Genomic DNA, 13,439 nt, shown 5'->3' with positions numbered 1-13,439 from the left:
GTTTTATTCGAAAACGGCGAGTGGGGGTTATCGGTGGATCAGACCCGGATGACTTGCGGTCCCAACCGGGCATAGCGGTGCGCCTCGGAAACCGGCAATGCGGTGTCCGTGACCAGTGACTCGAAATCGGATATCTCGGCGAACCGGCAGAACGTGCGGACACCGAATTTCGTGTGGATGCCGACGAAGATGCGCCGGCGGGCGGCCGCCACCGCCCGCGCCTTCACGTCCGCGACGGCCGGGTCCGGCGTGGTGAGCCCGACCTCGCGGGAGATGCCGTTGGCGCCGACGAAGGCCAGGTCGATCACGAAGCCGGAGAGCATGTTGGCCGCCCAGTGGTCGACGGTGGCCAGCGTGCGCCCCCGCACCCGTCCTCCGAGCAGCAGAACTGTCGCCGGGGTGGAGGCGGCCAGCCAGGCGGCGGTGTTGAGCGAGGCGGTCACGACGGTGAGCGGCCGGTCGGTGGGCAGCGCCTCGGCGATGAGCTGGGGGGTGAAGCCCTCGTCGATGAAGATGGTCTCCGCGTCGCCGATGAGCCCCGCCGCGGCGGCCGCGATCCGCCGCTTCTCGGGGACGCCGCGGACGGTCCGCATCGCGAGGTCGGTCTCGAATTTCGCGGTCTCCACGGGATACGCGCCGCCGTGTGTGCGACGGATCAGACCGTGCTTTTCCAGCAGGCGCAGATCACGGCGAATTGTTTCGGCCGAGACGTCGAGCTCCGCCGCGAGTTTCGCGACCTCGACCTCTCCGTGCCGGCGGGCCAGCGCGACGATCTGATGCTGCCGCTCGTCCGCATTCAATTTGCCGCCACCTCCCCTTCGTCGACCGACCTATTTGTAACACCGGAGAAACCTGTGGTCCTCATCACAAGGTCAGCAACTTCGTTGTTTACTTGCCCGTTTGCCCGCTCCCGAACGTCGACCAAGATCACCTCAAAGCCGGACCGAAGCCGCGAATCTTCTGACCGTTTGCTCGGAAATCGTGACCACATCATGACCGGTCATGTGAGCTCGGGCTTCCGGTTCGTCCGCACGCCCGCTTTTCCGGCCCCGGCGGCGGCTTTTCTCAAGTGCGGGCGGCGCGGGCCGACTGGCAACGTGTGCAAGCGACGGATCAACTGACAGAGTTCCTGTCCGCGGTGGCCGACCGGCCCGCGGGTCCGGCCGCGCATCACGCCGCGGTCGAGTGCGCCGCGCGGGCGCTCGACGCGGACGTCGCGGTGCTGATGATCGACGGCGGCGTGGTCGCCACGATCGGCCTGGCCGCGAGCGACGTGCCCGCGTACGCGCTGAGCGAGATCGCCGCCGGCCGTCGCACCACGCTCGACCTGGGCGAGGGCCGCTACGCCGTCACCTTCACCTCGATCGGCGGCGCCAGCCCCGGCGTGCTGGTGCTCGGCCGCGCCGCCGGCCCGTTCACCGCCGAGGAGGTCTGCCTGCTGCGCGGCATGGCCCGCGTCCTCGAGCTGAGCCTCCAGTCGCTGCACATGATCGAGTCCGAGCGCCGCTACGCCGAGGAGAACGGCCGGCTGCTCGGCCGCCTCGACCTGGGCCGCCGGTTCCTCGAGGAGCTGACCCGCCTGCAGCGGGCGATCAGCCGCCGCCTGCCCGTGCCGCAGATCTTCGACATGGCGCTGGCCGCGCTGCGCGACCTGCTGGGCGTCGACCTGGTGACGGTCTCGCTCGTCGAGCGGGACGACCCGTCCCTGCTCAGCACGGTGGCCGCCCTCGGCGTGCCCGACGACGTCCGCGCCGCGGGCCGGCGCGTGCCGGTGGCCGCCGGCGGCGTCTCCGGGCTCGCCATCCTCGGCGACGAACTCGTCGCGGTCGAGGACTACGCCGACTGCCCGATCGCCCTGCCCGAGATGACCGCCGCCCGGCTCGAGTCCGTGATGGCCGCGCCCGTGCACGAGAACGGCCAGGCCGTGGGCAGCCTCGCCGTCGGCGTGCTGGGCACGCTGCGCGACTGGGACAAGCCGGCCCGCGACGTGCTGCAGGCGTTCGCCGACCACCTCAGCCTCGCGCTGACCGACGCGCGCACCCAGGAGGCGATGAGCCAGGCGTTCCTCGACTCGCTCACCGGCCTGGCCACCCGCGCGCTTTTCCAGGCCCGCATGGAGGAGGCGCTGGCCGTCGGCGGCCCCGGCGCCGCGGTGCTGTTCGTGGACCTCGACCGCTTCAAGGTCGTCAACGACTCGCTCGGCCACGCGGCCGGCGACGCGCTGCTCACCGGCGTGGCCGCCCGCATCCAGGGCTGCCTGCGCGAGCGCGACACCGCCGCGCGCCTCGGCGGGGACGAGTTCGCCGTGCTGCTGCCCGGGGTGCTCGACGCCGCCGAGGCCGTACCGGTGGCCGAGCGCGTCCTCGCCGCGCTGCGCGAGCCGTTCGACCTGCTGGGCTCCGAGACGTTCATCAGCTCCAGCATCGGCGTCGCGGTCGGCGGCCCCGGCGAGCACGCCGTCGCCGAGCTCATGGTCCACGCCGACCTCGCGATGTACCAGGCCAAGAAGCACGGCAAGGACCGGTACGAGGTGTTCGAGACCGCCATGCAGGAGGCGTTCCAGGCCCACATCGCCCTGGAGGCCGACCTGCGCCGCGCCGTGATGCGCCACGAGTTCGAGCTGCGCTACCAGCCCATCGTCCACCTCCGGACCGGCGAGATCACCGGCGTCGAGGCCCTGGTCCGCTGGCAGCACCCCGAGCGCGGCATCGTGCCGCCGATGGACTTCATCCCGCTCGCCGAGGAGACCGGCATGATCGTGCCGATCGGTGAGTGGGTGCTGCGCGAGGCCACCGCCCGCGTCGCCTTCTGGAACGCCTGCCGCGGCGGCCCGCCGCTGACCGTCAGCGTCAACGTCTCGGCCGTGCAGCTCGAGCAGGCCGGCCTCGTGCACATCGTCGAGTCCGCGCTGCGGGCCGCGAGCCTGCCGCCGGCGCAGCTCGTGCTGGAGCTCACCGAGTCGCTGCTGGTCGACCACCGCCCCGCCACCCTCGACCGCCTCCTGGCCCTCAAGGCCCTGGGGGTCCGCCTGGCGATCGACGACTTCGGCACGGGCTACTCGTCGCTGGCCTACCTGCGCCGCTTCCCCGTCGACATCATCAAGATCGACAAGTCGTTCGTGGACGACGTGGTCGACGAGCCCACCGCCGCCGCGCTCACCCACGGCATCATCCAGCTGGGCCGCGCGCTGCAGCTGTCCACGGTCGCCGAGGGCATCGAGCACGCCGGCCAGTTGAGCTCGCTGGCCGGCGGCAACTGCGAGATGGGCCAGGGCTACTTCTTCGCCGAGCCCCTGACCGGCGAGGCCCTGCAGGACATGCTCTTCTCACCACCGCCCACGCCCTAGCCATCGGCGGCGCGCAGGTCAGTACTGGAAGCGACCGACGAGGGCCCGCAGGTCGGCCGCCGCGGCAGCGAGGTCGGCGGCGGCGCCGCGGATGGTGTCCACCCGGCCCGAAGTGATCTGCGCGGCGTCGGCGACCGTGGTGACGTCGGTGCTGATGCCGACGGACCCGGCGGCGACGTCCCCGATGCTGCGGCTCATCTCCCCGGTGGTGGCGGTCTGCTCCTCGATCGCGGAGGCGATCGTGGTCTGCAGGGCGTTGATCCGGTCGATGACCTCGGTGATGCGGGCGATCGCCTGCACCGCCTCGTCGGTGTCCGCCTGGATGGCGCCGATCCGCTCGTCGATGTCGGCAGTGGCCCGAGCCGTCTCCAGGGCCAGCTCCTTGACCTCGCCGGCGACCACGGCGAAGCCCTTGCCCTGCTCGCCCGCGCGGGCGGCCTCGATGGTCGCGTTCAGCGCGAGCAGGTTGGTCTGCTCGGCGATCGCGCTGATCACCTTGGCGATCTCGCCGATCTGGCGGCTGGACTCGCCGAGCTTCCCGACGCTCCGCGTGACGGTCGCCGAGACACGGGCCGCGTCGGTCGCCACCTGAGCCGCCTCCCCCGCGCTGCGCGCGATTTCGGCGATGGAGGCGCCCATCTCGTCGGCTCCGGCGGCCACGCTCTGCACGCTTGTGGTGATCTGCTGGGCGGAGCTGCTCGCCGCGGCGGCCCGCCGGCTGGTCTGCGCGGCGGTCGAGGTCAGCTCACCGGAGATGGCGGTGAGCTCGTCCGAGCGATGCGTCAGACGGTTGGACTGTTCCTCGACCGCTCGCAGCGCGTCGGCGATCCCGGCGACGAACCGGTTGAACGAGCGCGCCACGCCGCTGAGCTCGTCGCGGCCGGTCTCGAGCAGCCGGGCGCGCAGGTCCCCGTCTCCGTCGGCGATCTCGTCCAGCCGTCCGCGCAGCTGCTGCAGCGGCTGCGCGATGCTCCGCATGATCGCGTACGCGACGGCGAGCGACACCAGGAGGCCCGCCAGCCCGGTGACGATCATGATCTGCCGCCCCCGCCTGGCCGAGGCCGCCGCCTCCTGCGTGGTGCGCAGCCCGTCGGCGACGACCTGCTGCGCGAGGTCGCTGGTCGCGGTGGCGGCCTCGCCGAAGGCCTCCAGCGACGTGCCGGATGCCAGCGCGTCAGCTGCCTTGATGGAGGCGGGCGTACCGGCCCGGTAACCGGCGATGATGCGGTTGTCGATCTGCAGAAACGCCTCGAACGCCCGCTGAGCCTGCGCGAGCAGGGCGCGCTCGGACCCGCTCAGCGACCTCTCGCCGACGGTCGCGTACTGGGTGCGCAGGGCTGCCGCCGAGGCGAGGAACTGCTTGCGCTGACCCGCGGTGTCCGACAGCGCGCCCGGCCCCGGCGGGCGAAGTCGAACGCGTACCCGGTCTGCCAGCCCGCCATGTCCGCCGTACGGAACTTGGCCTCCATCACCTCCCCGGTGAGCTGCATCGCCGCCTGCGACCGCTGCCCGGCTTCCAGCTGCGTCCGGAAGCCCCCGACCGCGGTCAGCACCAGCAGGGCGGCCACCGCCAGCCCGACGACGGCCAGCAGGAGCACGCGCGTGTTGATGCGCAGACGGCGCAAGATCTCGACCACGTCACCCAATCCTCACAACGGCGGGACCTGATCGTCATTCTCGTCGCGCGCTTGATTTACGTATGAGGTTTGCCGAACTCCCACGACACGATCGGCGCCGGCTCAGCTCATGGCCGGGTCGTTGCGGGTCCGGATGACCGCGCCGCGGTGGTGGGGGACGCGGCCGATCAGGCGGCGCAGCGACGTACGGCCCGAAGGCGATCGCCGGTCCGCGCGGCCGCGCCCGTCACCCTCGTTCGCCGGCGACGGATGGTGCGGGCAGTCCAGATCGCACCACAGGGTGCGGTAGCCGCGCCGCTCGAGCTCGGCCCGGGCGAGGCTCATCCACGTCGGCGGCTCGTGCGGGGTCTCGGGCCCGGCCAGGCAGGCCGGAAAGCGCGGGTCGCCGATCGGCACGGCACGTTTGTGGATGCACAGCTCGGCGAGGACGTCGTCGACCTGGTGCGGGGTCGCGGCGATGTGCAACACCCACCGGTCGGTCACCTGCGGCCACATTCGCGATCACCTCCTGGACATGCTGGTGGCGCTCGGTCCGGTCGCTCTCCCTCCCGAGAACAAGTGATAAAACGCGCGCCCCGCACTGTCAAGACCCCGGATCCGGCGGGGCTTGACAGCGACACGGGCTCGTTGTATCGGTAGAAGTGAGTTGAGTTAAGGGCACTCAACTTTCGGGAGAATCCCCGGGTCAGCGGGGCTCCGGTGGTGAAGGAGCACCGGAGAATCTCAGGAGGAGATGACCATGTTGATGCGCACCGACCCCTTCCGCGACGTCGACCGTCTCTTCGACCAGCTCACCGGCACGATGAGCCGACCGGCCGTCATGCACGTCGACGCCGAACGCGACGGCGACACCTTCTACGTCTACTTCGATCTGCCCGGCGTCGACCCGGACTCCATCGAGCTGACCGTCGAGCGCAACGTCCTGCAGGTCCGGGCCCAGCGGCAGCGCCGCGCCAAGGACGGCGTCGAGACCGTGATCAGCGAGCGGCCGATGGGCGTGTTCAGCCGGCAGCTGTTCCTCGCCGACATCCTCGACACCGACAAGCTCGAGGCGACCTACGACAACGGCGTGCTGACGCTGGCCATCCCGGTCTCCGAGCAGGCCAAGCCACGCAAGATCAGCGTTGCGGCCGGGAACTCCGGGCGCCGGCAGATCAGCGCCTGAGCCGGCCGTCGTCGCAGCGGCCCGCCGCCCACGTGGGGGGCCGCTGCAGCTCCGCGTCACCCGTACCTCAGAGAAGCTTGACGATCTCGGCCAGCTCCGGCGGCTCGAGACGGCCGGGGAGCGAAGCGAACTCGGCCGGCGGCACCCAGGCGTGGCCGATCAGCTCCGCGGCCTCGTAGGGCAGCAGCCCCGCGCGGGAGAGCCCCGGACGCGACGTGTCGTAGCGCGCCGCGAAGAACTGCTCGACGCCGACGTAGAGCCTCCCCTTCCACCGCGAGCGACGTTCGACGTCGACGCAGCGGTCGCCCACGCGGGCGGTGTCGAGTCCGGTCTCCTCGGCCAGCTCCCGGCGGGCGGCCTCACGCGGGGTCTCGCCGTCGTCGATACCGCCGCCGGGCGGCTCCCACAGCTCGGAGCCGTCGTGCGGGTCACGCCAGTTCATCAGCAGCACGCGGCCGTCGGCGTCGAAGCAGATAACCCGGGCCGCCGGGCGGTGGACGCTCTCCATGGGGCCGACCCTATGCGGCGGCGCCCACCAGCAGCAGCGCCTGGAAGTCGGCGGCGGGCATGGGGCGGCCGAAGTGGTAGCCCTGGGCGGCGGGGAAGCCGAGGTCCCGCAGGCGGTCGGCCTGCTCCTCGGTCTCGACGCCCTCGGCGACCGCGTGCAGGCTGAGGGCCTGCGCGAGGTGGGCCACGCCGGCGGCGACCGGGATGCCGCCGTCGGGGGCGGCCTGGGTGAAGGCGCGGTCGAGCTTGAGCTCGTCGACGGGCACGTCGTGCAGCAGGCTCAGCGGCGAGCTGCCGGTGCCGAAGTCGTCCAGCGCCACCTTGACGCCCAGCGCGCGCAGGGCGGCCAGGGCGGTCAGCGACTCGCCGGGCTCCAGCGGCATCGACTCGGTGAGCTCGAGGGTGACCCGGTCGGCGGCGATGCCGTGCTCGTCGAGCAGCGCGGCCACGAACGCGGGAAGGTCAGCTTCGCGCAGGTCGCGGGCCGAGATGTTGATGTTGATGAGGGTGCCGGCGGGCCAGTGCGCCATCTCGCGCAGCGCGGCGCGCAGCACCCAGCGGCCCAGCGGGACGATCAGGCCGGTGCGCTCGGCCAGCGGGATGAAGGCGTCGGGCGCCAGCGTGCCGTGCGCCGGGTGGGCCCAGCGCACCAGCGCCTCGGCGCCCAGCACGCGGTGGTCGTCGCCGAGCGTCACGATCGGCTGGAACAGCAGGAACAGCTGCTCGTCGCGGATCGCCTCGCGCAGCTCCGCGCCGAGGTGCGACTGCCCGGCGGAGGTGGCGGCCATGTCGGCCTGGTAGTGCAGCGACGCCGTGCCGGGCAGCGCCTTGGCGGCGTACATGGCGATGTCGGCCTGCCGCAGCAGCACGCTGGCGTCGTCGCCGGCGCGGCCGTCGGCGATGCCGATGCTGGCCCGGATCGGCAGCTCGTGGCCGTCGGTCAGGACCGGCGCCCGGAGCGACTCGATCATGCGCCGGGCGGCGAGGTCCGCGGCGGCCGGGTCGGCGCCGTCGAGCACCACGACGAACTCGTCGCCGCCGAGGCGCGCCACGGTGTCCTCGACGCGCAGGCAACCGGACAGGCGCCGGGCGACCGCGATCAGCAGCTGGTCGCCGACCTCGTGCCCGAGCGTGTCGTTGACCTCCTTGAAGTCGTCGAGGTCGATCAGCGCGACGGCGACCGGCCGCTCGGCGGGGGCGTCCAGCGCCCGGCGCAGCCGCTCGTGGAAGAGCACGCGGTTGGGCAGCTGGGTGAGCGCGTCGTGGGTGGCGCTGTGGTCGAGGCGGCGCAGCAGCCGGCCGTTGTCCTGGAAGGCGGTCATCTGACGGAGCACGACGACCGCGGTGAGCAGCACCGCGCTGACCAGGACGATGTGGCCCTCGGTGCCGGCGACCGGCCAGGTGACGCTGAGCAGCAGGACGTCGATGGCGGCGATGGCCAGGTAGGGCAGCACGCTGAACGGCCGGCGGCGCGGCGGTGGGGTGCCACGCCGGGGCCCGGCGGTGACGGTGCGCGAGCGTTCGGCGGCCCACGAGGCGAGCAGGTAGATGGCCGGCAGGTAGGCGATGTCCGGGAACAGGTGCGCGTCGTACGCCAGGAACACCGGGCGCAGCACCGGGCCGACCGCTCCGATGCTCACGGCCGCGCCGATCAGCCGGAGCACACCCCGGTCGATGTGCGCGTGGCTGGTGAGCATGAACTTCGCGACGGCGAAGACGGCGAGCAGCGCCATGACGCTGAGCCCGAGCGAGATGTACGTGAAGCCGGCCCCGCCGCTCTGCAACGAGTAGCGGGTAGCGAAGTGCCAGACGAACACGGCGCAGGCGAGCATGACCGTGCCGGCGTCGAGCACCACCCGGAACGTCTCGCCGCGGCTCTCCAGGCCGAACGGCAGCCGGAGCAGGGCGTACATGACGATGCACAGGGCGATCCCGTGGAACACCATCTGGCCGGAGCCGAACTCGCGCACCACGCCGCCGGAGGCCGCGACGATGTCGTACGCCTGCGCGGCCCCGCCGAGGCCGACGAAGACGACGGCCACCGAGATGTGCTGCCAGAACCGCCGGAGCGCGACGGGCAGGTGCCCGGTGCGCGCGGTCAGCCGGCTGTTGACCGCCAGCAGCACCGCGCCGATCGTGCCGGGCACCCAGAGCAGCACCCACGGGATCACCGGCTCGATCGCGTTGACCGCCATCATGACGATCGTGATGAGCAGCAGCGCCCCGGACGCTTGGAGTGGTCGGCTGGGCCGACTCCTGAGCACGCCCATCCGGTCCGCCTCTCGAGAGAAGATTGCTTCCGCAGTGATCGGCTGCGGCCGGACGAGGGTGAGGAATCGCGCTGTGACCCAGGTCGCCGGAGGAAGCGCCGGCGGGGCGGCCATACTTTGTGACTGTGCTGCGACCTGCGACCTACGCCGAACGGGACATGATCCTGCCCTGGCGCAACCACGAGTCGGTGCGTGCGGTGAGCCTGACCACGCACGAGATCAAGCCCGAGGAGCACGCGAAGTGGTGGGAAAAGCGCTGGCGTGACGTCTTGATCTACGAGGACGATGCGGGCACGCCCGCGGGTGTCGTGATCTTCGACGGCAACACCTGGTCGTTCTATCTCGACACGGCCGGCCTGGGCGACCGGCAGCTGCAGGCGTGGATGCGGCTCGAGAAGGAGGCCGTCGAGTACGCCTTCGGCACACTTGGCCTGGAGACGCTGGGCGGCGAGACGCTCGCCGAGAACAAACAGGTGCTCGCGCTCCACCGGCGCTTCGGCTTCAAGGAGACGCGGCGCTACGAACGACTTGTCGACGGCGAGATGAAGACTGTCGTCTGGACGGAGAGAGGGAAGTAATGACTAAGTTCGGGCCCGACAAGCGGCCGTACATCGTCGCGGAGATGTCGGGTAACCACAACGGCTCTCTCGACCGGGCGCTCGCGCTGGTCGACGCGGCGGCCGACGCCGGCGCGGACGCCATCAAGATCCAGACGTACACGGCCGACACCATGACCGTGGACGTGAAGCACCCGCGCTTCCAGATCTCCAAGGGCCACGAGCTGTGGTCCGAGGCCTACCTGTACGACCTGTACGAGCGCGCCCACACGCCGTGGGACTGGCACCAGCCGATCTTCGAGCGGGCCCGCGAGCGCGGCATCACGCCGTTCTCCAGCCCCTTCGACCGTACGGCCGTCGAGCTGCTCGAGAAGCTGGACGCGTCGCTCTACAAGATCGCCTCCTCGGAGATCACCGACCTGCCGCTGATCCGCCTCGCGGCGAGCACCGGCAAGCCGATCATCATCTCCACCGGCATGGCCTCGGTGAAGGAGATCGCCGCCGCGGTCGAGGCCGCCGAGGGCGCCGGCGCCACCGACATCACCGTGCTGAGCTGCACGGCCTCGTACCCGGCGCCGCCGGAGTACACGAACCTGCGCCGCATCCCGGTGCTGGCCCAGATGCTCGAGCGGCCGATCGGCCTGAGCGACCACACGCACGGCATCGGCGTGCCGATCGCGTCGGTGGCGTTCGGCGCGTGCCTGATCGAGAAGCACGTCACGCTCGACCGCGCGGACGGCGGCGTCGACTCGGCGTTCTCGCTGGAGCCGGCCGAGCTCAAGGCGATGCGGATCGAGTCGGAGCGGGCCTGGCAGGCGCTGGGCACCACGCACATCGGCCCGACCGAGGCCGAGAAGGAGGGCCTGCGGTTCCGTCGCTCGCTCTACGTGGTCGCCGACGTCAAGGCGGGCGACAAGGTCACCCCCGAGAACGTCCGGTCGATCCGCCCGACCGGCGGGCTGGAGCCCGACGCCATCGGGCAGGTGCTGGGCCGCACCTTCACGGCGGACGCCGAGAAGGGCACCCCGCTGACGTGGGACCTCGTCTGACACAGTCATGAAAGAAGGGCCCCTCCGCGCTGGAGGGGCCCTTCTTTCAAGCCTTACCGTACGGCGTTCGCCTGCGCCTCGGCCGCCTTGCGGGCGCGGCGGCCACGGACGAACTTGCGGCCGTCGCGCATCAGCACCCGGTAGGCGCTGCGCGAGACCCAGAGGAACCGGCCGGCCCAGGTCTTCTTGTAGAACTGCACCTCCCAGTCCATCTTGCTGACCGCGAGGTCGCGCGACTTGATCATCTGCTCGGTCCAGTCCATCATCGAGAGCAGATGGCTGGCCTGGTACCGCTGACGCCAGAGCGCCTCGGTGAGCTCGCGGAAGCCGGCCACGTCGACCGACGCCGAGCCGGGCGAGACGGCGAGCAGCTGCAGCCGCCGGTCGTGCTGGTCGGCCAGGCTGAGCTCCAGGTCGGCCGTCTCGAGCCGCACGTGCAGGTCGACGGCCGCGCGCACCTGGTCGGCGCCGACGCCCTGGCCCACCATGCCCAGCATGATCGCCGTCAGGTCGACCGCGCTGGAGGTGACCGGCCACGGGTGCGCCTGGCCCGAGGTGATGAGCTGGACGGCGAACTGCCAGATCGCGCGGGTCTCCACGGTCTCGAACGGCACCGGCTCGACCGGCTCCCAGCGGGTGGGCAGCAGCGCCGCGCCGTCCTCGGTGACGAAGACGTCGGCGAGCCCGGCCAGCGCCACCGGCCCGGTGAGCAGGCCGTCCTGGGCCTGGCCCCGCAGCCAGGCGTCGTACTGGGTCAGCTCGATCCGCAGGTTGCGCAGGTCGTTGGTGGCCGCGAGGTGCAGCAGGCGCTCCTCGAGCACGTAGCCCGCGTCGGCGCCGGGCGCGGTCGGCTCGCTGATGCGGCGCAGGCCCTCCCGCTCGATCGGCCCCTCCAGCGGCTGGAGGACGGTCGTGCGCACCTGGTTGCCGCTCGAGGCGACCTCGTACGCGAAGGTGCCGCGCGCGTCGCCGATCAGCAGCTCGTGGCGGTTGACCGCGGGGGCGTCCTGCGCCTGCGCGATGATCAGCCAGGCGGGCGCCACAGTGCTCTCGGCGCCGGCCCGCAGTGCGCGATTGACCAGGCGGCGCGGGTCGCTGAGCACCGGACGGCCACGGAACGCCGCGGCGAACGCCTGGGACAGCGCGGTGCCGAGCCGGGGGCGCAGCGGCGACGAGACCTCGCCCAGCAGACCCTCGCCGACCAGCACGGTCGGGGCGGCCGGCTCGGGGAACACCGCGTACGAGGCGCCGACCGTCAGGCCGGACTCGGCGAGCCGGGCGGCCAGCTGCTCCTGCGAGGCGGGGCGCTGGGTGTCCTGCTCGTCCTCGGCCGCGTACCACTCCGAGTCGTGCCGCTCGCGGGCGCCCGGCTCGAGGCGCACGGTGTGGTGCACGCCCAGCCGGTTGTCGTGCACGAGCAGCAGCACGCCGTCGGGCTGCACGGCCTCGGCGAGCCGGTCGATCAGCTGGGCGGCGGTCATCTGCTCGCCCTCGGCCGAGTTCAGCCGCTCGACGCCGTCGGCCGCGACGACCAGGTCGAACTTCTCGGCGGCGTCGAGCTTGACCGCGGCGCCGGCGAGCACGGTGATCCGCGGGTGGTTGCGGGCGGCCTCCTCGGCGTCGACCAGCGACCGCAGCAGCCAGGTGACCGCGGCGCCGCTGTCGGCCAGCGCGACCACGACCTCCTCGGCGTGCGGCCCGGCGACCAGGACCGTACGGCCGGGGGCTGCGTGCTCCCCGATCAGGTGGCGGAGGACGGCGCCGCGCGGCAGGGCCGGGCCGCGCTGCGGGTCCCGGTCGCTCCACGCGAACATCTCGCCGCCGATCCGCCGCAGGTTGTTGACCGGCGGCGCGGCGAGCGCGGCGGCGAAGTCCGTGCCCTCGTTCGGAAGCAGGGCCGCGGAGCGCTCCGACATCACTTCAGCCTTTCTGTGGAGGCGGGCCAGCCCACGATGGCGCGCAGTTCGTCGGGAGAGGCGAGCTCGTCGGCGCCGAGCTGCTGGCGGGCCAGCGCATGGGTGACGGCGGAGTCGGTGCGGTGCCCGTAGACCTCCGGCCACTGCCGGCGCAGACGCGGCTCGCCGCCGAAGGTCGGGTCGGCGTTGTCGAGGACCATCGGGTCGCCGTAGACGGCAACCTCGCGGCCGGCCAGGGCGCCGTACCAGACGGCGCTGCACAGCCGGTTCGACACCACCCGGCGGTGGCGGCGCAGCTCCTTGAGCTGCCCGACCAGGAACTCACGGTTGTGGTCACGCCACCAGAAGCCGCGGTAGCCGTGACAGATCACCCGGAAGCCGGCGTTCTCGTAGATCTTGCGAACGCTCTTCATCCGGTACTCGTTCCAGTACAGGCAGGCGGTCACCGGGCCGGTCTCGACGGCCTTGACCTCGTCGATCAGCCTCTGGTGGTCGCCGCTGATCTGCTGGCCCTCCCAGCCGTGGAAGGGGTAGAAGATGGTGCCCTCGGGCTCGGGCGCGTCGGCCGGCTCCGGTTCCATCTCGAGCAGGTACGCGAACGGGGCGCCGACCACGATGACGTCGCGGCGGCCCTGCGACCAGGAGCGGCGCCGGGTCTCCTCGGACCACACGAAGATGCGGCTGCCGTTCACGAAGGGGGTGCCCGGGGCTAGACCGTCACCCATGTTCCAGCCGTGCTGGAGATAACCCTGCAGGCGAGGCGGGTGCATAGGATCGGGCAGATCGCAGTAGCGGGCCAACAGGTGGGCGTGACCGTAGTGATAGTTGGCGTGATGCATTCCCTCGTCCATCGCCGGCTGCTGGTGCGCCGCCATCTGAAGTTCGCTCGGGCGCGCGATGTCGTCAGGCCGTCGGGGCCTGGCAAGTCGACGCCGAAAGGTACCACCCAAGGTTAAGTTCCGCGGGGACCGTTAGGGAATCGTTCCCCGGTC

The 13,439-nt window shown here is 71.8% G+C and carries 14 protein-coding genes; 6 read left to right on the top strand and 8 right to left on the bottom strand.

Annotated features, from left to right (window positions below):
- Nucleotides 1–38: 38 nt before the first annotated feature.
- Nucleotides 39–764: a DeoR/GlpR family DNA-binding transcription regulator gene (locus ACSNN8_RS15540; RefSeq protein WP_436650734.1), complete on the bottom strand. Its 726-nt coding sequence runs from the start codon at nucleotides 762–764 to the stop codon at nucleotides 39–41.
- Here ACSNN8_RS15540 and ACSNN8_RS15535 point away from each other — a divergent pair.
- The gene (locus tag ACSNN8_RS15535; RefSeq protein WP_436650770.1) at nucleotides 663–1,121 is read left to right on the top strand and encodes a hypothetical protein; all 459 of its coding nucleotides are present in this window, start codon (nucleotides 663–665) and stop codon (nucleotides 1,119–1,121) included. The two genes, ACSNN8_RS15540 and ACSNN8_RS15535, sit on opposite strands and share 102 nt — an antisense overlap.
- Entirely contained in the window at nucleotides 1,100–3,346 is a 2,247-nt protein-coding gene (locus tag ACSNN8_RS15530) for a putative bifunctional diguanylate cyclase/phosphodiesterase (RefSeq protein ID WP_436649894.1), read from the top strand. Before ACSNN8_RS15535 ends, ACSNN8_RS15530 begins: the two co-directional genes overlap by 22 nt.
- A gap of 18 nt (nucleotides 3,347–3,364) precedes the next feature.
- Here the strand turns inward: ACSNN8_RS15530 and ACSNN8_RS15525 are convergent, their stop codons facing one another.
- Entirely contained in the window at nucleotides 3,365–4,381 is a 1,017-nt protein-coding gene (locus tag ACSNN8_RS15525; RefSeq protein ID WP_436649892.1) for a methyl-accepting chemotaxis protein, read from the bottom strand.
- Between ACSNN8_RS15525 and ACSNN8_RS15520 the strand changes: the two genes are divergently transcribed.
- The gene (locus ACSNN8_RS15520) at nucleotides 4,371–4,559 is read left to right on the top strand and encodes a hypothetical protein (protein WP_436649890.1); all 189 of its coding nucleotides are present in this window, start codon (nucleotides 4,371–4,373) and stop codon (nucleotides 4,557–4,559) included. The two genes, ACSNN8_RS15525 and ACSNN8_RS15520, sit on opposite strands and share 11 nt — an antisense overlap.
- A gap of 82 nt (nucleotides 4,560–4,641) precedes the next feature.
- Here ACSNN8_RS15520 and ACSNN8_RS15515 read toward each other — a convergent pair whose 3' ends face one another.
- Together ACSNN8_RS15515 and ACSNN8_RS15510 are read right to left on the bottom strand one after the other, a co-directional pair.
- A complete protein-coding gene (locus ACSNN8_RS15515) occupies nucleotides 4,642–4,983 on the bottom strand; it encodes a hypothetical protein (protein WP_436649889.1) in 342 nt (113 codons plus the stop codon).
- A gap of 102 nt (nucleotides 4,984–5,085) precedes the next feature.
- Nucleotides 5,086–5,478, bottom strand: a complete 393-nt coding sequence (locus ACSNN8_RS15510) for a hypothetical protein (protein WP_436649888.1) — start codon at nucleotides 5,476–5,478, stop codon at nucleotides 5,086–5,088.
- Nucleotides 5,479–5,722: 244 nt separating this feature from the next.
- Here ACSNN8_RS15510 and ACSNN8_RS15505 point away from each other — a divergent pair, with 244 nt between their 5' ends.
- The gene (locus tag ACSNN8_RS15505; protein ID WP_436649887.1) at nucleotides 5,723–6,148 is read left to right on the top strand and encodes an Hsp20/alpha crystallin family protein; all 426 of its coding nucleotides are present in this window, start codon (nucleotides 5,723–5,725) and stop codon (nucleotides 6,146–6,148) included.
- Between the two features lie 67 nt (nucleotides 6,149–6,215).
- Here ACSNN8_RS15505 and ACSNN8_RS15500 read toward each other — a convergent pair whose 3' ends face one another.
- Nucleotides 6,216–6,656 (bottom strand): NUDIX hydrolase, encoded by a 441-nt coding sequence (locus tag ACSNN8_RS15500; RefSeq protein WP_436649886.1) that lies wholly within the window; start codon nucleotides 6,654–6,656, stop codon nucleotides 6,216–6,218.
- Nucleotides 6,657–6,666: 10 nt separating this feature from the next.
- On the bottom strand, nucleotides 6,667–8,850 hold the full coding sequence (locus tag ACSNN8_RS15495) for a putative bifunctional diguanylate cyclase/phosphodiesterase (RefSeq protein WP_436649885.1): 2,184 nt from the start codon (nucleotides 8,848–8,850) through the stop codon (nucleotides 6,667–6,669).
- 200 nt (nucleotides 8,851–9,050) lie between these two features.
- Here ACSNN8_RS15495 and ACSNN8_RS15490 point away from each other — a divergent pair, with 200 nt between their 5' ends.
- On the top strand, nucleotides 9,051–9,503 hold the full coding sequence (locus tag ACSNN8_RS15490) for a GNAT family N-acetyltransferase (protein ID WP_436649884.1): 453 nt from the start codon (nucleotides 9,051–9,053) through the stop codon (nucleotides 9,501–9,503).
- Nucleotides 9,503–10,531 carry a pseudaminic acid synthase gene (gene pseI, locus ACSNN8_RS15485; RefSeq protein WP_436649883.1) on the top strand — a complete coding sequence of 343 codons (1,029 nt, stop codon included), beginning with the start codon at nucleotides 9,503–9,505 and terminating at the stop codon, nucleotides 10,529–10,531. The genes ACSNN8_RS15490 and pseI overlap by 1 nt, the downstream gene beginning before the upstream one ends.
- Nucleotides 10,532–10,584: 53 nt before the next feature.
- Here the strand turns inward: pseI and ACSNN8_RS15480 are convergent, their stop codons facing one another.
- Entirely contained in the window at nucleotides 10,585–12,447 is a 1,863-nt protein-coding gene (locus ACSNN8_RS15480) for a class I SAM-dependent methyltransferase (protein WP_436649882.1), read from the bottom strand.
- The gene (locus tag ACSNN8_RS15475; protein WP_436650733.1) at nucleotides 12,447–13,286 is read right to left on the bottom strand and encodes a hypothetical protein; all 840 of its coding nucleotides are present in this window, start codon (nucleotides 13,284–13,286) and stop codon (nucleotides 12,447–12,449) included. Before ACSNN8_RS15475 ends, ACSNN8_RS15480 begins: the two co-directional genes overlap by 1 nt.
- Between the last annotated feature and the right edge of the window lie 153 nt (nucleotides 13,287–13,439).

This window comes from Actinoplanes sp. URMC 104 (assembly GCF_051386375.1).
Taxonomy (GTDB): Bacteria; Actinomycetota; Actinomycetes; order Mycobacteriales; family Micromonosporaceae; genus Actinoplanes.
Note: the sequence above shows the minus strand (reverse complement) of the source record. Positions and strands in the feature narration are given on the sequence as shown.